This is a genomic window from Nannocystis pusilla (assembly GCF_020073745.1).
Lineage (GTDB): Bacteria > Myxococcota_A > Polyangia > Nannocystales > Nannocystaceae > Nannocystis > Nannocystis radixulma.
Genome location: NZ_JAIRAU010000025.1, coordinates 1 through 17,948, shown reverse-complemented (window position 1 = coordinate 17,948; position 17,948 = coordinate 1). Strand labels below are relative to the sequence as shown.

The 17,948-nt window shown below is 74.5% G+C and carries 13 protein-coding genes; 4 read left to right on the top strand and 9 right to left on the bottom strand.

Annotated elements, in window-relative coordinates; all coding sequences use genetic code 11:
• Positions 1 to 72: 72 nt before the first annotated feature.
• The 3 genes from K7C98_RS18655 to K7C98_RS18645 form a co-directional block, all read right to left on the bottom strand.
• Entirely contained in the window at positions 73 to 765 is a 693-nt protein-coding gene (locus tag K7C98_RS18655; RefSeq protein ID WP_224193036.1) for a hypothetical protein, read from the bottom strand.
• 269 nt (positions 766 to 1,034) lie between these two features.
• On the bottom strand, positions 1,035 to 2,105 hold the full coding sequence (locus K7C98_RS18650) for a hypothetical protein (protein ID WP_224193035.1): 1,071 nt from the start codon (positions 2,103 to 2,105) through the stop codon (positions 1,035 to 1,037).
• Positions 2,106 to 2,425: 320 nt separating this feature from the next.
• A complete protein-coding gene (locus K7C98_RS18645) occupies positions 2,426 to 3,142 on the bottom strand; it encodes an NUDIX hydrolase (RefSeq protein WP_224193034.1) in 717 nt (238 codons plus the stop codon).
• 132 nt (positions 3,143 to 3,274) lie between these two features.
• Here K7C98_RS18645 and K7C98_RS18640 point away from each other — a divergent pair, with 132 nt between their 5' ends.
• Positions 3,275 to 5,869, top strand: a complete 2,595-nt coding sequence (locus K7C98_RS18640) for an ATP-binding protein (protein ID WP_224193033.1) — start codon at positions 3,275 to 3,277, stop codon at positions 5,867 to 5,869.
• A complete protein-coding gene (locus tag K7C98_RS18635) occupies positions 5,866 to 6,846 on the top strand; it encodes a response regulator (RefSeq protein WP_224193032.1) in 981 nt (326 codons plus the stop codon). The genes K7C98_RS18640 and K7C98_RS18635 overlap by 4 nt, the downstream gene beginning before the upstream one ends.
• A gap of 92 nt (positions 6,847 to 6,938) precedes the next feature.
• On the opposite strand, the gene K7C98_RS18630 is transcribed toward K7C98_RS18635, so the two are convergent.
• The 5 genes from K7C98_RS18630 to K7C98_RS18610 all read right to left on the bottom strand — a co-directional run bounded on the left by K7C98_RS18630 (position 6,939) and on the right by K7C98_RS18610 (position 13,726).
• On the bottom strand, positions 6,939 to 7,526 hold the full coding sequence (locus tag K7C98_RS18630; RefSeq protein WP_224193031.1) for a TlpA family protein disulfide reductase: 588 nt from the start codon (positions 7,524 to 7,526) through the stop codon (positions 6,939 to 6,941).
• A complete protein-coding gene (locus K7C98_RS18625; RefSeq protein ID WP_224193030.1) occupies positions 7,526 to 8,089 on the bottom strand; it encodes a sigma-70 family RNA polymerase sigma factor in 564 nt (187 codons plus the stop codon). The genes K7C98_RS18630 and K7C98_RS18625 overlap by 1 nt, the downstream gene beginning before the upstream one ends.
• 240 nt (positions 8,090 to 8,329) lie before the next feature.
• Positions 8,330 to 10,303, bottom strand: a complete 1,974-nt coding sequence (locus K7C98_RS18620; protein ID WP_224193029.1) for a HEAT repeat domain-containing protein — start codon at positions 10,301 to 10,303, stop codon at positions 8,330 to 8,332.
• Between the two features lie 212 nt (positions 10,304 to 10,515).
• A complete protein-coding gene (locus K7C98_RS44865) occupies positions 10,516 to 13,227 on the bottom strand; it encodes an amidohydrolase family protein (RefSeq protein ID WP_224193028.1) in 2,712 nt (903 codons plus the stop codon).
• Between the two features lie 133 nt (positions 13,228 to 13,360).
• The gene (locus K7C98_RS18610) at positions 13,361 to 13,726 is read right to left on the bottom strand and encodes a hypothetical protein (protein ID WP_224193027.1); all 366 of its coding nucleotides are present in this window, start codon (positions 13,724 to 13,726) and stop codon (positions 13,361 to 13,363) included.
• On the opposite strand from K7C98_RS18610, the gene K7C98_RS18605 reads away from it, so the two are divergent.
• Both K7C98_RS18605 and K7C98_RS18600 read left to right on the top strand, forming a co-directional pair.
• Positions 13,725 to 15,149, top strand: coding sequence for a choice-of-anchor L domain-containing protein (locus K7C98_RS18605; protein WP_224193026.1), 1,425 nt, complete (start codon positions 13,725 to 13,727; stop codon positions 15,147 to 15,149). The genes K7C98_RS18610 and K7C98_RS18605 overlap by 2 nt on opposite strands.
• Before the next feature lie 463 nt (positions 15,150 to 15,612).
• On the top strand, positions 15,613 to 16,755 hold the full coding sequence (locus K7C98_RS18600) for a hypothetical protein (RefSeq protein WP_224193025.1): 1,143 nt from the start codon (positions 15,613 to 15,615) through the stop codon (positions 16,753 to 16,755).
• A gap of 132 nt (positions 16,756 to 16,887) precedes the next feature.
• On the opposite strand, the gene K7C98_RS18595 is transcribed toward K7C98_RS18600, so the two are convergent.
• Positions 16,888 to 17,948, bottom strand: a 1,061-nt coding sequence (locus K7C98_RS18595) for a WD40 repeat domain-containing protein (RefSeq protein ID WP_224193024.1), incomplete at its 5' end; no start/stop codon positions are given.

The window sequence follows — 17,948 nt, the reverse complement described above, 5'->3', positions numbered from 1 at the left end:
GCGGAGGCGGCGCCGACGACACGCGCGCGCGCGATCGGGCGAGAGGTGGCGGAGGCCCCGCGGCGAGAGCGGTCAGCCGGCGGGCGCGGCGTCGAGGGCGACACGATCAGGCCAGGCGCGCAGGGTCCGCGGAGCGGCGGGGGCGTCGCCGGCGAGCAAGCCGCGGCCGCCGAGGACGACGCGGATCGGGGCGGCTTCGAGGCGGGTGAGCGCTTCGCCGGGGATCTCGGCGCGCCGGCCGGCGCCGAGCTCGGGCGGCCTCGCCTGGCCCTCGAGCCAGCGCCGCAGCTTGCCGCCGGCGCCGGCCGGGACGAGCGCGAGGCGGTCGTCGGCGAGGAACACGAGGTCGTGCGGGAAGCCGCGCGCGGGGTCGGGCTCGGCGATCGGGCCGGCGGCGGTGGCCCGGCTGGTGACGCCCCAGGCCCGCGCGAGCGCGGCTTGCAGGACGCCGAGGTCGCAGCGGACGCGGAGGACCCACACGACGTCCCCGCCCGGGCCGTGCAGGAGGAGCAGCTCGCGGGGCGTCAGCGCGGCGTCGGCGAGGTGGCGGCGGAGGATCTGCAGCTGGGTGCCGACGAAGCCGAGGCCGAGCGCGGCGACCACCGGCATGCCGGGCGTGGTGGCAGTGGCGCGCGCGAGCTCGGCGGCGGCGTCGTCGACGCCCGGATCGCCGAGGTCGAACAGCGCTGCGAGGCGGACGTCGGCGGGGATCCACTCGAGGTCGCCGAGGACGTCGTGGGCCTCAGGGCATGTCTCTTTGGACATGTCCCCGGGACCCTGTGCCCGGGGACCTGGTTCCGGGGGCATGTCCGCGGGGACAGAGACCTGAGCGGGCGCGGCGTCGCCGGGCGGGACGTCACGGGCCCCGCAGGCGGCGAGGGCGGCGAGGACCAGGGCGCGGACGGCGAGACGGCCGCTCGCGGAGCCGAGGGCGGGCGCGGGCGCGGGCGTGGCGGCGTGGGCGACGCGGGGGTTCACGGAGCGGGGGGAGGGTCGAGGCACGAGGCGGCGCTCGCTCGCGGGGCGAGGGCCGCTCACCCGCCGCCTCCGCGGCGCAGGGGCGCGAGGTCGTCGGCGGCGAGCTGCAAACGGCCGCGGACGATCGGGCCGTCCTGGGTGTAGGCGACCTTCTTGTAGAGGTCGCGCAAGACGTCGGTGGCGGCGCCGGCGGGGGCGCGGGCCTCGAGGGCAGCGGCGGCCTCGCCGACGTCGCCGAGCGGCTGGAGGATGACCTCGCCGTCGATGCCGGCGGCGTCGTGGCGGGGCAGGGAGCGGGCGCCGTCGCCCTCGACGAGGCGGCGCAGCGACAGCTTGGCGACCCCGACGTCGTCGCTGAGGTCGAAGTGGAGCATCGCGCCCTGGACGTAGAGCTCGAGCAGGAGGCCCGGGTCGGCGGCGACGACCTCGCCGATCGTGCGCGTGAGCTCGGACTTCGGCAGGTCGCGCGCGGCGGTCAGCGGGCCGAGGCCGTTGCCCATCTCGGTGAGCGAGAAGGCGCCGAGCAGATCGTCGGCGAGGAAGACGAGGCGCCACGGGAACACCAGCGCGGGCGCCAGCCCGGGGGCGCTCCCCGCGGGCACCTCGGCGGCTTCGGGACCGGGGGTCCACACGGACAGACCCTCGACGGTCTCGACGTCCAGGCCGCCGGCGCGCAACCAGGCCTCGACGTCGGCGCGCGGGGCCTGCAGACGACGCACGAGGTAAGGGCCGCGCGCGAGCACGGGCTGCATGACGACGAGGTCGCGCGCGAGCCACTGCGCGGGCGGCGGCGCGGCCGGGCCGATGAGGGCGGCGAGGCCGGACTCGAGGCTGAGCGGGGCCCGCAGCAGGGCCAGAGCCCGCGGCGGGAGGGCGAACAGCTCGCCGAGCGCCTCGGGCTCGAGGTCGGCCGGCAAGCGCATGTACGCGACGGCGGGCGAGTCGGGGTCGAGCCAGGCGAGGACCTTGCGCTCGTCGGGGACCGCGGGCGCCTCCCCAGCGGGCGGCGCCGGCTGGACCGGCGCGGCGGTGGCGGCCGGAACGCCGGCGACGGGCGGGCGCTCGGGATCCGACTTGCCGCAGGCGAGCGCGAGGCCGAGGAGGATGAGGGCTGCGCGATGGGACATGGCGCTCCGGACAGGTTCGGTGCGATGCGACATGGTGCTCGAGACAGGACCGATAGTCGCTGGCCGATGGGACATGGCGCTCGAGACAGGACCGATGGGCGCTGTGCGATGCGACATGGCGCCAGGGACAGGGGCGGCGCGAGGCCACATGGCGCTCGGGACAGGGAGGGCCCCGGTGCGCGGCGAGGGGGCGCTCGGGGCCGCGCTCGCTGCCTGGACATGGTCGACTGGCGGTAACAACATGTCCGTAGGAACATGTCGTTTCGCGCCTGAACCTGGGAACATGCCACGGGCATGTCCGCGGGGACATGACCGGCGGGTCAGCACGGGCGCCAGATCCTCCCGGCGCGGACGAGGCGGTGGGGCAGGTCGGCGGCGCGGGCGGGGGCCGGGACGCCGTCGCCGGGGAGCTCGGCGTAGGCGGGGTCGTGGGGCAGGACGACGACGAGTTGGGCCTCGCCGGCGGCGTCGGGCTGGAGGAGGCCCTTGGGGAGGATCGGCTCCTGCACGGCGGCGGCCGGGAGGCCGAGCAGGCCGGCGCGGCGCTCGTCGGCCAGGCGCATGACGGTGCAGAGGGTGGGCGGCGGGAGGTCGACCTCCTCGCGGGCCCACGCGGCCAGGATCTCGCCCGGCGTGGCCCAGCGGCCCTCGTGGGTCTCGTGGCCGTCGGCGGCGGCGTCCTCGGCCTCGCCCTCGGCCAGACGCGCGAGGTAGAAGCGGGCGAAGTAGCGGCGCGGCTCGAGGGCGGGCGTGAGCCAGGTGTCGAACCAGTGGAGCTCGTGGACGTCGAGCACCACGCCGGCCTCCTCGCGGCACTCGCGGCGGGCCGCGGCGTCGAAGGCCGCGTCGCTGCCCTCCGGGCCGTCCCCGGGGTCGACGGCGCCGCCGGGAAAGACCAGCGTGTCGGGCATGAAGGGGCTCCGGGCGCTGCGCCGGAGCATGAACACCTGGGGATCGCCGGCGGGGCGGTCGCGCAAGAGGACGACGGTGGCGGCGAGTCGCACGCCCGCGAGGCGAGCAGGGTCGGAGAGCGTCATCGGCGCGGCAATCTAGCAGGCCCCAGGGGGGCGGGCGAGACGGCGCGGCGCGATCACGACCCCGGGCACCAGGCGGGGAATTTTGCTAAGCATGCCGCCTCACTCGTGGCCCAGGGCTCCAAGACTTCCTCGTTGCCGCGCCTCGGAGACGCCGAGGCGACGATCCGCCTCAGCGCCGACAGCGCGCTCGGCGCCTACAGCGAGATCGTCGCCGCGCTGGCGATGCCGGCGGCCGTGCTCACGCCGGCAGGCCTGATCCTGGCGGCCAACCCCGGGCTCGCCGAGGGCCTCGCGGCCGCGGATCTGGCCGGCGAGCCGTTCCTCGCCTATATCGCGCGCGCGAGCGAACGCAGCGCGTTCGGCCGCGCCTTCACCGGCCTGCGCGGGCGCCAGGCGGGGCACAGCTTCTCGCTCGAGCTGACGCTGGTGCCCGGCCGCGGGCGCGCGTGGCCCTGCGCGGTGCGGGCCAGCAAGCTGGCCAGCGACAACGTGCTGCTCACCTTCACCGCGCCGGAGCGGTCGGCCACGCCCGACGTCGGCCGCTCCCTGGCGCGCTGCCTCGAGGCGCTCGACCAGGGGCTGCTGCTGCTCGACGGGGCGGGGATGATCGTGCACGCCAACCCGGCCGCGCGCGACATGTTCGCCGGCGACCCGCGGCTGCGCGCGCGCCCAGGGGCTGGCGCAGAGGACATGTCCGGCAGGACCTCGCCCTCGGGGCAGAATCCCGGGCGCGCGGGCGAGGCTGGCGTGGAGGACATGTCCGGAAGGACCTTGCCGCGGGGACAGGACCCGGGGCGCGCGGGCTCGGCTGGTGCAGAGGACATGTCCGGAAAGACCTTTCCGCAGGGACATGGCGTCGAGGCCAGGCGGAGCGCGGCGTCGGGCCCGGCGGCCCGGGCGCGGTCCGGCGCCGCGGACACGTCCGCGCGGACCGGCGGGCAGGACCCGGAGGCCTGGAGCGGGCCGCACCTCGGCGGGCGCAGCCTGCTCGAGCTGGCGGAGCCGGCGGCGGCGCGGGCCCTCAGCGACGCGCTGACGCAGGCGCGGGTCGGCAACTGGCACGGGGAGATCGAGCTGCGCCGGCTCGACGGGGCGCCGCTGCCGGTCGAGCTGTCGCTGGCGGGCGGGCGCGAGGAGGGGGCGCCGACGGTGGCGCTGCTCCGCGACCTCCGCGAGCGCCGACAGCAGGACTTCGAGGACCGCCTGCTGGCGCAGGTCGACCGCCTGCTGGTGTCGACGGCCCGGCCGCACGACAACGTCGCGGCGGCCTGCGGGGCGATCATGGACACGCTCGGGTTCACCCGCGGCGTGGTGCTGGCGCGCGTCGGCGAGGGCTGGCAGCGCTGGACCCTGCGCACCGGCTGCGCGCCGCGGATCTCGACGCTGCCGCCGGAGGGCGAGCCGCCGGCGGCGTGGGGCAGCGGGCCCGCGGTGATCGAGATCGACGCGACCGAGCCGACGCATCGCCGGTGGTTCGGCGACCTCGAGGGCCGGCGCCACGCGATCCGCCTGGCGCTCGGCGCCAACCCGCGGGTGGCCGGGTTCTTCGTGCTGGCCGGCGCCGGCCCGCGCGACGCGCCGCCGACCCGCATGCTGGCGCTGCTGGCCCCGCAGCTGGCGCTCGGGCTCGAGGGCGGGCGGCTGATGCTCGAGACCGAGGCGCTGGCGGCCTACCAGGCGCTGCTGCTCGACCAGACCAGCGTGCTCATCAATTCGATCGACGCGGCCGGGCGGGTGGTGACGTGGAACCGCGCCAGCCAGCAGCTGCTCGGGGTGTCGGCCGAGGCGGCGCGCGGGCGCAAGTTCGGGGTCGAGGTGGCGCGCCTGGCCGAACCTGCCCGATGGGACAGCTTGTGGGCGAGCCTGCGCTCGACCGGCGCCATCGCCTCCGAGGTGATGGTGCTGGCCGAGGGCGGGAAGGAGATCCCGCTGCACCTCGAGGGCCGGCTGCTGCGCGGGGCGGACGACCCGCAGGCCGGCGCGGTGCTCGTCGCGCTCGACCTGCGGCGCCGCCGCGCGCTCGAGGACCAGATCTTGCGCACGCAGAAGCTGGCCGCCGTGGGCCTGCTGGCGGCGGGGATCGCCCACGAGATCAACAACCCGCTCAGCGGCGTGGTCGGCTACAGCCGGCTGCTGCTCGAGAAGCCGCTCGACCCGCCGGTGCGCGAGAAGGTCGAGAAGATCGCGGCCAGCGGCGAGCGCTGCCGCAAGATCGTCGAGGGGGTGCTGCTGTTCTCGCGCCAGCGCGAGGGCGGCAAGCGCCGGCCGGTCGACCTCAGCAAGCTCATCGACCGCGTGATCGGCATCGGCGAGTACCAGTGGCGGATGCACAACGTCCGGATCCTGCGCTCCGGGCTGCCGGAGGCGGTGATCGTCGGCGACGCCGACCAGCTCGAGCAGGTGCTCCTCAACCTGCTGTCGAACGCGGTCGACGCCATGCCCCGCGGGGGCCGGATCCGGATCCGCCTCGACCGGGAAGAGGCGCGCGTGGCGGTCGAGATCGCGGACGAGGGCTGCGGGATCGCCCCGGAGATCCTCGATCGCATCTTCGACCCGTTCTTCAGCACCAAGGACATCGGCAAGGGGACGGGCCTCGGGCTCGCGATCTCCTACGGAATCATCAAGGACCACGGAGGTGATATCCTCGTGCGGTCGCAGCCCGGGCTGGGTACGACCTTCACGATCCACCTCCCGGACGCCCCCGAAGGGCAGCCCACCAGCGTATGAGTCGCGGACGTACACCAGTCAAAGACACCTACTCCACCCACGACGTCGCGCGGATCTGCTGCGTCACGCCGACCACCGTGATCCGCTGGATCGAGGACGGTCTGATCCCGGCGTTCAAGACCGTCGGCGGCCACCGCCGCGTGCGGCGCGAGGACCTCGAGCGCGTCTGTCAGGAGCGCGGGATCCCGTTCACGGTGCCGACCGGCGACGAGGTCGGGCGCCTGCTCGTGATCGACGACGAGCCGGTGGTGCTCGACCTGGTCCGAGATGTCCTCAAGGACCTGTCCCATCAGTTCGACGTCGAGGTCGCCCGCGACGCGTTCGACGCCGGCCGCCTGGTGGCGACGTTCCGCCCGCAGCTCATCTTCCTCGACCTGATGATGCCCGGCGTCGACGGCTTCGAGGTGTGCTCCCGCCTCAAGCGCGACGCGTCGACGATGCACACCGAGATCATCGCCATCACCGGCTACTACACCGAGGCCAACATGGAGCGGATCCTGGCCGCGGGCGCGTCGGCCTGCCTCAAGAAGCCGCTCGACGTGGCCGAGGTCCGCCGCCGCGTGGTCGAGGCGTTCCACCTCCGCGACGAGCCCCGCATCGACCCCACGCCGGAGTCGCGCGAGAACGCCAAGGTCCTGCTCGTCACCCAGAACGCCGACTTCCGCGCCAAGGTGAAGGAAGAGCTCGAGCGCGCGACGCCGCCGCTCGAGATCAAGACGGCCCAGACCGGCGCCGACGCGCTCCTGGTCGCCCAGGCCGCGCCGCCGCGCTACGTCATCCTCAGCATGTCGGTGCCCGACTTCAAGAGCTCCGAGGTGCTGGCCAAGCTGGCCGCAGGGCCGGGCAACCCGCAGATCATCGCGGTCCACGACACGCCGACCGACGAGCTCCGCGCGGCCGCCCGCGCGGCCGGGGCCCGCATGTGCCTGCCCACCGCGGCGGTCGCCGGCAGCGTGCGCGAGCTGCTCGGGGTCTGAGGCGCGAGGCTGTTTGAACGGGCATGTCCGAGAGGACATGCCCGTTTTCGCATGTCCGGACGGACATGCACCGAGAGGCATGTCCTTCCGCGCTACCGCGCGGGCGCTGGCTCGGCGAGGGCGGCCTCGAGCACGGCGGCGAGGTCGGGGTCGCCGGCCGGGATCATGCCGTCGCGGCGCCAGCGGAGGGTGCCGGCGCGGTCGATGACGAAGCTCGCGGGGTAGCCGATGATCTGGAACGGGGCGCCGATCCGGTTGGGCTCGTCGTGGATCACCGGGTAGGTGAGGCCGAAGCCGGAGACCATGTTGCGCAGGGTCTTGAAGTCGCGGGCGGCGTCGGTGCTGACGCCGAGCACGGTGAGGCCGCGCGCCTCGTGGCGGGTGTGGAGCGCCTGCAGCTCGGGCAGCTCCTCGCGGCAGGGCTCGCACCAGGTGGCCCAGACGTTGAGGAGGACGACCCGGCCGCGCAGATCGGCGAGGCTGAGCGGCTCGCCGCGCAAGGTGGTGCCGGCGAAGGGGGGGGCCGGCGCGCCGACGGCGAGGACCGGGGCGGGGCTGCCGGGCTGGCTCGCCGCGCCGCCTCCGGTCCCGGCCGCGGGCTTGCCCTCGCAGGCGCCGACCAGCACCAGTCCCAAAAGACAGGTCGAGACGAGGACGGGGTGAGGACGGCGGCGGAGCATCAGGCGGCGGCGGCGTGGAGGCCGTGCTGCTGAGCATAGTCCGAGAGCTGGTCGCGGAGGAGCCGCCGCGCGCGGTGCAGCCGGCTCATGACGGTGCCGAGCGGACAGCCGAGCTGCTCGGAGGCCTCCTTGTAGGCGAGCCCGTGCAGGTCGACGAGCTCGACGACCTCGCGGTAGTGCTCCGGCAGGGCGGCGAGCGCGGCGGCCACCTCGTCGGACAGGCCCTCGGCGTGCCAGGCGGCCTCGGGGGCGCTGCAGGCGTCGATCCGGGCGACATCGAAGAGGTGCTCGGCGATGTCGCTGCGCTCGGCGGTGACGTCGACGACGCGCTGGTGGCGGTGACGCGAGATGAAGGTGTTGACGAGGATCCGCGACAACCAGGCGCCGAGGCTGCCGCCGGGCCGGAAGCGGTGCCAGTTGGCCCACGCCTTGGTGAGCGCCTCCTGCACGAGGTCCTGCGCCTCGCTGCGCTGCCGCGTGAGGCGCATGCCCACGCTGGTCAGTCGCGGCAGGTGCGGGGTGACCTGGGCCAGAAACTCGTCGGCTGGGGTGACGGCTCGCATACCCGACCCATTGAGCAATTCCGGGTCCAGACGAAAAATCGTGTGGTTACGCCTGCTTGTGCGTGAGGACCGGGGCTGGGTGGCGGCGATGATTGCTTTCTCGACGAGAAAGCAACTTTTGATGACTTCGCGGGCGCCGGGCCGGCGAACTCGGCTGCACGCGGCCGCGGGAAGCGATCTGCCGGCCCGCGGGCTCGCCGTGGGCCTGCTGTCCGAAGAGACAGGCGGCTCGCGCTTCCTTTAGTCGAAGACGATGCGGGCGCTGGTGATGTCGGCCGGGGTGCCCCCCGCGGGGTCGAGCAGCGTGGCTTCGCCGAGGCCGGGGCCGAAGGCGAGGCGGAGGGTGCCGAGGGTCTCGGCGGGGACCAGCAATTCGTGCCCGCGCAGGCGCAGGGCCAGCCAGGGACCGGCCTCGCCGGGCGGGGCGAGGACGAGGCCCCAGCCGGCGCAGCGCTCGGGATCCCGGGCCAGCTCCAGCGCGCGCAGGACGGCCGGTTCGGGGTCGCGAACGGCCATGAGGGCGAGCTGGGGGGCGAACCCGGCGGCGGGGCGGTCGCGGCAGGCGAGGGCGAGGACGGCGCTGGTGCGCACGCGGGCCGAGGGGTCGCGCAGGAGGCCGGCGAGCAGCGGTTCGGCGGCCCGCGGCGACATCCAGGCGAGGGCGCCGGCCGTGCAGGCGCGGACGGCCGGGTCGACGGCAGCGGCCTGCTCGCCGGCGACGCGCAGGAAGGGCGCGCCGTCGGGCCGGTGCCGGGCGAGGGCGGCGACGGCGAGGCAGCGATCGGCGCTCGCCAGGCCCGGATCGCCGGCCCAGACGCCGAGGCGGACGAGCAGCGCGGGCTCGAGGGCGGTCCATCCGGGGGCGCTGGCGAGCGCGAGCAGCCAGGGGCGGCGCGTGTCCGCGCCGCCGGCGAGCGCGAGCCGGTGGCCGGCCGCCCCGCCGAGCCAGTCGGGAGCGCGGGCGCCCAGAGCGGAGGCGGCCCGCAGGCGCGCGGCCGGGTCGGGATCGGCGAGCGCGGCCTGCCAGGCCTCGCGGTCGCCGTCGGCCGGCCACGGCGGGGCGAACACGGCCGGCTTCTGCGGCGGATCGAGGGCGGCGAGCAGGCGCCGGACCTCGCGCTCGAGCGGCGGCTCGAGGCCGCGGGCGAGGGCGGCGGTCAGGGCCGGCCGCGCGGCCTCGCCGAGGCCGAGGAGGGCGTCGAGCGCGGGCTGACGGAGGGCGTGCAGTTCGGTCTGGCGCAGCGCGTCCTCGCGCAGGCGGGCGACCAGACCCTCGGCGAGCGCGGCACCCGGAGCGCGCCGGCGCGCGATGGCCTCGGCGACGTGGCGCGGGAGGAGGTTGCGCGGCGGGGCGTCGAGCAGGCGCAGGAGCTCGGCGTCGATGTCGAGGCCGTCGGGCGCGGCGTCGCCGGGCCGGGTGCCGGGGCCGGGCAGGGCGGCGAGGGCGTGCAGGAGGCTGCGCCCGACGTAGGTCTCGTCGCCGACCTGCAGGGCGCGCAGGAGGGCCGGCGCGGCCCGGGGGTCGCGCAGGCGGGCGAGGGCGTCGGCGGTGTCCTGGCGGACCTGGGGATCGGGATCGAGGAGCAGGCGGGTGAGCGGGAGCGCGCCGTCGGACCGGCTGCTGCGCGGGTCGTCGGGGCCGAGGACGCCGAGGCCGTGGGCGGCGGCCCGCCGGACCTCGGGGGTCGGGTCGGCGAGCTTGGCGATCAGGTTGGTGCGGACGACGGCCAGCTGGTCTTTGGGCCAGGTCGCCGCGGCGAAGGTGCGCATCGACTCGGCGCGGATCAGGGGGTCCGGGTCGCGCAGGGCCGAGAGGAACAGCTGCAGGCGATCGCCGTCGGGGGCGAGGACGACGACGCGGAGCGCGGCGACGCGGAGCGCGGGATCGTCGAGCTCGGTCTGCCAGATCTTGCGCGCACTCGGGGCGCAGGCGAGCAGCTGGCGCTCGAGGCAGGCCTGCAGGACCTCGCGGCGGACGGCGCTCGCGCGATCGTCGAGCGCGGCGACGAGGATCGGGGCGACCAGCGGGGTGGCGAATACGTCGAGGTCGCGCACGGCGGCGACGCGCCGGCTGTCGCGCACGAGCCGGAGCTCGGACTCGGGCGGCGCGACGAGGGGCTCGGCCGCCCGCGCGACCTCGGTCGGCCACAGCGGCCAGCGCCGCGGCTCGTCGGCGTCGGCCCGGGCGGCAAACAGGCCGACGAGGCCGGACACCAGGGCGCAGGCGAGGCCGCGCGAGGTCCTCGACGCGCGACGCCCCGGCTCTGACGAGACCGAGGCGAGGCGAGGCGGGCGGCCCGGAGCGCGCGGCACCGGGCGAGTCTAAAACTTCGAGCGGGGCATTTCGACCCCGTTCTCCGCTTCACGGGCCGAGAAGGGCCGTCCTCGCGCCTGGCGGATCCGGGCGCGAGGACGGGCGGCCGGCGCTACGGCCACGGGTTGCACATGTTGTTCGGCCCGAGGACGAGGTCGCTCTTCACGCGCGGCTGCAGCTTGGTGTTGTCGAAGCTGAAGCCGAGCACGCCGGCGATCGACTCGATCTCGGTGCCGACGGGGCAGGCGTTGGCGAGCTGCATGTCCTTGAGCGCGTCGGACAGGCCGTCGTCGATGCGCAGGTTGCCGGTGACCGAGAACTCGTCGAAGTCCATCGGCGCGTCGGGGTTCTGGTTGGTGATCGAGAGCATGTCGACGACGACGAGCATCGACTGCAGCGCGGTGGCGTCGGGGCCGCCGGTGGCGATGTCGGCCGGGTCGACCGGCAGCGGGTCGAACGGCAGCACGTCGCCGGTCTCGACGATCGAGACCTGCGGGTACGAGATCTCGTCGAGGCCGAAGTACTGCTCGTAGGTGCCGGTGATGTCGACCTTGTCGCCGACCTTGACCGGCGGCGAGGCGTTGCCGGTGAACACGAAGATGCCGGTGAAGGGCATCTGCGTGCCGGTCTCGATGTGGAAGCCGCGCGAGTTGCCCATCGCCGGGCGGATGCCGGTGACGTAGGCGCCGACGACCTTGACGGCGGCGCCGTCCTGCGGGTGCTGCGGGTGGTTGGGGTCGCGGATGGCCTCGATCGAGATCGGGCACGGCGAGTAGCCGGGGTTGGCGGCCGGGCAGCTGTCGCACTCGTCGCCCTTGCCGTCGTCGTCGGCGTCGGCCTGATCGGCGTTGGCGATCCGGATGCAGTTGTCGGCGCCGTTGGGCACGCCGTCGTCGTCCATGTCGTCGGCGTCGACGAAGGTGCAGGTGTCGGTGTTGTCGAGCGGGCAGGGGTCGCAGGCGTCGCCGGCGGCGTCGCCGTCGGCGTCGGGCTGGACGCCGGGCTCGATCAGCAGCGGCGGGTTGAAGACGTTGGGGCAGTTGTCGTCGGCGTCGAGGATGCCGTCGCCGTCGAGGTCGTCGGCGACCGGCAGGCCGTCGTACTCGCCCGGCCGCGAGGGCACGCAGGTCGGCTCGTCGTCGGGCGTGCCGCAGAAGAACATCGGGTAGGTCGTCTCGATCGCGGCCTTCATCTGGGCGTAGGTGACACCGCCGGTGTCGCCGCTGACGCAGGCCTGCTTGGCCCGACCGCACACGTCGATGTCCTCGCAGGTCATGGCGTCGAAGCCGGCCATCACGGCGGCGTCGCCGTAGAGCGGGAGGCCGCCGCGCATGACGAGGACGACGCCGGGCAACTCGGCGCGGACGACCGCGGCGTGGCGCTCGAGCTCGGCGCCGTCGAACACCGAGATGTCGCCGGCGTAGCCCGGCCGCAGCACGCCGATCGCGTTCTCGCTGCCGGTCGCCAGCGCGGCGTTCAGCGTGACCATGTTCCACAGGTCGCGGTCGCTGAAGTGGTTGTTGTAGTAGGTGGTGTTGAGCTCGTCGGCGCAGCGCAGCTCGCGGAGCATGTTCATCGAGCCGGAGGCGACCCAGTCGGTGCCGAGCGCCAGCGGGACGCCGAAGGTGTCGAGGACGGTGGCCTGGGCGGTGTTGCCGTAGAGGACGACGTTGGAGCGCGGCGACCAGACGACGCGCGCCCTGTCGGGGTGGATGGTGGCGGTGTCCGCGGCGGTGAGGCCGATCGCGTGGATGATGGCGGTCTGGCCGGCGATGACGTCGGTGTCGCCCTGGCTGAGGCAGACGAACTCGTTGCGCGCGCTGGCGTCGATGCCCTCGGCGATGTGCGGCAGGTAGGCGTTCTCGTCGGCCATCTCGCTGGTGAGCGTGACGTTCGGGTAGCCGCAGTCCGAGGTCTCCTGCCAGCCGTTGCTGTCGCCGAGCGGGAAGGTGTCGCTGTTGGCGACGGGGATCGGCAGACCCTCGAGCAGGCCCATGTCGAGGTTGCGCAGCAGGCCGGGCCTGCCGCCGGCGGCCGCCGTCGAGGTGGCGCCGCTCATGATGAAGCGGAACTCGGCCGCGAGCATCTCTGCCGCGGACGCGCCGCCGGGCACGGTGAGCTTGGCGTGGCCGTTCTTGCCGACCCGCCAGTCGTGGCGGTGCTCGTAGCGATCGACGCCCTCGCCGATCGGGGCGTTGGCGGCGAAGGAGATGTGGTCGTGCGGGTTGATCAGGCCGGGCGAGATGACGCCCTGGGCGCAGCCGAGCTGGGTGGCGGCCTGCGCCTCGGGCAGGTCGAGACAGTCGCAGCCGACGCAGGCGATCACGCCGGAGGGGTCGACGAGGACGGCGCCGTTCTCGTAGGTGGCGTCGGGGCCGAGGACGGTGCCGCGGATCAGGGTGCCACCTGGCCCTTGGGCCAGGACCTCACAGGTGCCCTCGGCCGGCGGGACCAGCGGCGGGGCGTCGCACTCGATCACGCCGTCGACCGGCCCGCCGGTGTCGGTGTCAGTGTCGGTGCCCGTGTCGGTGTCGGTCCCGGTCTCGGTGGTCGTACCGGTCTCGGTCGTGGTGTCGGTGGAGGTCTCGGTCGTGGGCTCGGTCGTCGTCGGCGACGTGGTGACCGTCACGTCGCTGGTGGTGCCGGTGGTGGTCGGCGTCGTGGTGGTCGGCGGCGCGCCGGTCTCGCTGCCCGGCCCGTCGGTGGTGCCGGTGCTCGAGGTGTCCGTGTCGCTGGCCGTCGGGGTGCTCGTGTCGTCGTTGCAAGCGGGGAGCGAAATCGCGCTCACCAGCAAGACCAGGCTCGGTCGGGTCCCAAACTGCATCGCGGGGCACCTTACCCGGGTTGTTCGTGGCTTCGCAATGACACCTCCGTCATGAACGAGTGTCCGTTGCAGGAGCAAGTGACGCGGAGGTGTCACGACCTCGGGTCGGCGATGAGGACGGGTGACGACAGCGTCACACGTGAGTTGACGGAAGAAGCCCCCGCGTGCACCCGCAGGGGCTTTTTGGCATAGCTTCGCCGCGCTCGCGTCGCGCGAGCCCGGAGGAGCACGCGATGTCTCGTTCTTCACGAAGGCCGGCACCGGCCGCGATCACCACGCTGCCACTGTGGGCGCTCCTCGCTTGCGGGGGCGGTCCGGCCGCCACCAGCAACGGATTCGCCTCGGCGACCGAGACCTCGACCTCCACGTCTCCATCGGTCACGGAGACGACCACCGTCGGCGAGGCGAGCACCGCGCCCACGACCGGGCCGGAGCCGACGAGCGCGGGGACGACGTCGGGGTCGACCACCGAGGCGCTGATGACTGGCTCGACGACCATGTCCGGAACGCCATGTTCTTCGGACCAGGATTGTAAAGACAGCCCGGAGGGCCCGCTGTGCGACCTCGACGCCGGCGTGTGCTCGCAGCCGTGCGAGCCGGGCGAGGAGCAGCCGTGCTACGGCGGCCCGGACGGCACCGAGGGCGTCGGCGCGTGCGCCGCGGGGGTCAAGAAGTGCCTCGACACGGGGCTCGGCTTCGGCGCCTGCGAGGGCGCGGTGTGGCCGGTCGCGGAGGTGTGCGGCAACTCCGTCGACGACGACTGCGACGGCGACGCCGACGAGGACAGCGACGAGGACGGCGACGGCTGGGGCGTGTGCAGCGGCGACTGCTGCGACGTCGCCAGCGGCGCCTGCTCCGACCCGGAGCTGGTCAACCCGGGCGCCTACGAGTTCGTCGGCAACACCGTCGACGACGACTGCGACGGCAACACCGACGAGGAGGCGCCCAGCTGCGACGCGGCGCTCCTCAGCGACTCGGCCGACCCGCTCGACTACGCCCGCGCGCTCGACCTGTGCCAGATGACGGTCGAGAACCCGGCTGACCCGAAGGACAGGACGTGGGGCGTCATCGGCGGCAAGTTCAGCCTGGCCGACGGGACAGGTCTGCCGGCGCCGGCGTCGCGCTCGATCCGCGCCGGCTTCGGTGACGTGATCGGCCCGCAGAAGCACAGCCGCCTGATGGTGCTGTCGAGCGGCCACGCCGCCGACATCAACGACACCAAGCCGACGCACGTGAAGTTCGAGGGCGGGGCCAACCTCAACACCTCGAGCCCGCCGCCGCAGGACTGGTGGACGGCGATCGGCGGCAAGCTGCCGAACCCGCCCGGCTGCAACGTGCCGCAGGTGCCCTCGGCCAACGACCCGATCATGCTCAAGCTGCGGATCCGGGTCCCGACCAACGCGAAGTCGTTCGCGGCCAAGATGTACTTCTTCTCGGCCGAGTACCCCGAGTACGTGTGCAGCCAGTACAACGACTTCTTCGTCGCGCTGGTCGACTCGAAGGCCGAGGGCAACCCCGACGACAAGAACGTGGCGATCTACGACGACGGCGACACGCAGTGGCCGATCGGCGTCAACCTGGTCAAGGTGGCCGACGGCCTGTTCACGCAGTGCCAGGGCGGCGAGGTCGGCTGCGAGGCCAACGGGGTGCCCCCGAGCGACTACAACGGCTGCGAGGGCACGGCCGAGCTCAAGGGCACCGGCTTCGACAGCATGGACAACGCCGTGTGCGAGCAGGGCCAGACGATGATCGGCGGCGGCACCGGCTGGCTGACGCTGCGCGGCAACGTGTCCCCCGGCGAGATCATGGAGATCCGGCTCGCCATCTGGGACACCGGCGGCCACATCTTCGACTCGGTGGTGCTGCTCGACGCGTGGGAGTGGTCGCTCGAGCCGGCCGCCCCGGGCGTGACGCCGGGCTGATGTGGCGGGGCGCCGCCCGGCGCCTGTTGAATTGGACATGTCTCCGAGGTTCTTGCCTCGGGGACATGTCTTATCGAACATGTCCTGTGGAGCAGGCGCGACCGCGGGCGCGAGGCCGTCGCGCGCGAGCCCACGCGGCGGTGCGGGCGATGGCGTCGTCGAGCGCGGCGGCGCCCGGCGGCGATATCTCGACCCTGGCCGTATGCTCGAGTGCGCGACCTCGTCGGGGTGCGACACGAGGCGGCGCCTGGTGAGGACGACCGAGGACTGGTCGGTCGACGATCTGTGGCTTGGAGGACACAAGTCGCAGCGAGAGCTGCCGCGCGTGGCCGCGGTGCGGGAGGTGCCGAGCGAGGCGCTCGCGGGGGGTGAAGGCGGCGCGGGCGGCCGCTCGCAAGAAAGCGTGAGCGCCGGTGCGCGAGCAGCTACTGCGGCGCGAGCGGCTCGCATACACTGCGCGGCGATGGTGCCCGACGACTTCGAAGCGATGCCCGACGAGCCGCTGCTCGAGGCCGTGCGCGCCGGCTCGATCGAGGATGTCCGGCGCCGGCTGGACGCGACGATCGACGACATCGACGCGCGCAGCCGCGAGTACGAGTTCACGGCGCTCGAGCTGGCGATCATGCTGCGGCGCCTCGACGTGGCGCGGCTGCTGCTCGACGCCGGCGCCGATCCCAACGCGCCGTCGGCCGACGACACGGACGCGCTGGCGGTGGCGATCCGCGAGTTCGGCGAGGAGGCGCGGCCGCTGATCGATCTGCTGCTGGCCAAGGGGGCCCGCCCGACCAACGAGGCGGTCCTCGCCGCGGCGCAGCTCGGCGATCTGCGGGCGGTCGATCAGCTGCTCGCGGCGCTGCCACCGGGCGCGGCGCAGGTGTACGACGTCGACGCGATCGAGGGCGCGCTGCTGGCGGCGGCGGTCCGTCGCGGGGATTCGGGGCTGTTCGAGCGGGTGCGGACGCACGGCGATCCGCTGCCCGAGCGCTTCTTGCAGTGGGCGTTCGACGCGGCGGCCGAGACGGGGCGCTCGGCGATGTGGGATCGACTGCTGCTGCTCGGCCAGCCCGATCGCGCGCGCGCGGCCAGGGCGGCGGCGGTCGGGTTCCTGCGCGACGCCCGGCCCGAGCAACACGCGCTGCTGCGCCGGATCGCGCTCGAGGCCGGGCCGGCGGCGGCGGGGCAGCTGTTCGCGCTGGCGGTGATGTCCGACTGCCCGGAGCGCGAGCCGTTGCTGGCGCTGGCGATCGCGTGCAACGGTGACCTCGAGGGCCGTCACAACGACGGGATGACGCCGTTGCTGCTGGCGGCCGACCGCCACGACGTGGCGATGATGCGGCGGCTGATCGCGCTCGGGGCCGATCGCCACGCGCGCGACGACGCCGGGCGAGGGCTGAGCGCGTACGTGGAGCGGTGGCCGGAGAGCATGCGGCTGGCCGAGGCGCGGGCGTACGTGGCGACCCTCGGGGTGCCGGTCGAGGCGCCGGCGCGCGGGCCGGCGCCGGGCCGCGAGCCGGACCCGACCTTCGCCGCGCTGCTGGTCGGGCTGGCGCTCGGGGTGGCGATCGTGGCGGTCGTGCTGCTGCTGCACGCGCTCGGGTTGCTGTAGGCCGGCGGCGCGGCGGCCATGTCCGAGTGACGTGTCCGAGGGGACATTATCGTGAGAACATGTCCAGGACGACAGGTTCATTCAGTCATGTTAGTAGGGGCATGTCCGCAGGAGCATGCGCCGTGAGACAAGTCAGCGGGCGGCCTGGCAGGCGCTCGCGTTGGCCTCGGCCAGGGGGGCGGGCTCGCCGAGCAGCTGACCGCGCTGGCGGGCCGACAGGCACACGGGGGAAGCGGCGTGCAGGCGAGCTTGCAGGGCCGCGGGGGTGAAGTCGGCGGTCCACAGGCGGAGCTGGCCGTCGTCTCCGGCGGAGGCGAGCTGCGCGGCGTCGGGGGACCAGGCGAGGGCGCGGACGGGGCCGGCGTGGCCGGTGAGGACCACGGGCTCGTCGCGGTCGTCGAGCGGCCACACGCGCACGGTGGCGTCGTCGCTGGCGGTCGCCAGGGCGGCGCCGTCGGGGCGCCAGGCGAGGGCGCGCACCGGGCCGCTGTGATCCTCGAGGAGCGCCGGCGCGCCGCCGGCCAGCGGCCAGACCCGGACGCGGCGGTCCCACGAGCCGGTGGCGAGGCGCTGGCCGTCGGGCGAGAAGGCGAGGACGGTGACGCTGCCGGAGTGCGGGCCGAGCTCGCGCGCGGCGGCGGCCGGGTCACGGACGCTGTAGAGGCGGGCGGTCCGGTCGGCCGCGCCGGTGGCGAGCTGGCGGCCGTCGGGCGAGAAGGCGAGCGCGGTGACGCTGCCGCGGTGGCCGGCGAGCGGATGCGACGCGCCGCCGGCCAGGTCGAGCAGGCGGGCGCCGTCGGGCAGGGCGAGGGCGGCGTGATCGGCGTCGGCGCTGAGGACGGCGGCCGCGACCGCGGCGCCGAGCGGGCGGGGGCGCAGGGGCTGGCCGGCGCCGTCCCAGCCCTGCAGCGCGCCGCCGCGGGTGACGGTGAGGACCTGGCCGTTCGGACCTGCGCCGGCGAACAGGGTCGGCGCGGGCTCGCCCGAGAGGCGGGCAGGACGGACGCCCGCGGCGGCGACGGAGGGAGCATGTCTCGGAGCGCCTGTTCCGGAGGTCATGCTCGATGCGGCATGTCCGTTCAGACCTGATTCATAGGACATGTGGCCGGCGTCGGCGGGGCCGGCCGGGGGATCGTTCGTACCTGTCACGGAGGACATGCTGGGGGAGAGGTGAAAGGCGCGGCCGTCGCGCG

Excerpts from the sequence above, each read along its gene's own strand:
- K7C98_RS18655 (WP_224193036.1), bottom strand. The coding sequence starts at position 765 with ATGTCCAAAGAGACATGCCCTGAGGCCCACGACGTCCTCGGCGACCTC.
- K7C98_RS18650 (WP_224193035.1), bottom strand. The coding sequence starts at position 2,105 with ATGTCCCATCGCGCAGCCCTCATCCTCCTCGGCCTCGCGCTCGCCTGC.
- K7C98_RS18645 (WP_224193034.1), bottom strand. The coding sequence starts at position 3,142 with ATGACGCTCTCCGACCCTGCTCGCCTCGCGGGCGTGCGACTCGCCGCC.
- K7C98_RS18635 (WP_224193032.1), top strand. The coding sequence starts at position 5,866 with ATGAGTCGCGGACGTACACCAGTCAAAGACACCTACTCCACCCACGAC.
- K7C98_RS18630 (WP_224193031.1), bottom strand. The coding sequence starts at position 7,526 with ATGCTCCGCCGCCGTCCTCACCCCGTCCTCGTCTCGACCTGTCTTTTG.
- K7C98_RS18625 (WP_224193030.1), bottom strand. The coding sequence starts at position 8,089 with ATGCGAGCCGTCACCCCAGCCGACGAGTTTCTGGCCCAGGTCACCCCG.
- K7C98_RS44865 (WP_224193028.1), bottom strand. The coding sequence starts at position 13,227 with ATGCAGTTTGGGACCCGACCGAGCCTGGTCTTGCTGGTGAGCGCGATT.
- K7C98_RS18605 (WP_224193026.1), top strand. The coding sequence starts at position 13,725 with ATGTCCGGAACGCCATGTTCTTCGGACCAGGATTGTAAAGACAGCCCG.
- K7C98_RS18610 (WP_224193027.1), bottom strand. The coding sequence starts at position 13,726 with ATGGTCGTCGAGCCAGTCATCAGCGCCTCGGTGGTCGACCCCGACGTC.
- K7C98_RS18600 (WP_224193025.1), top strand. The coding sequence starts at position 15,613 with ATGGTGCCCGACGACTTCGAAGCGATGCCCGACGAGCCGCTGCTCGAG.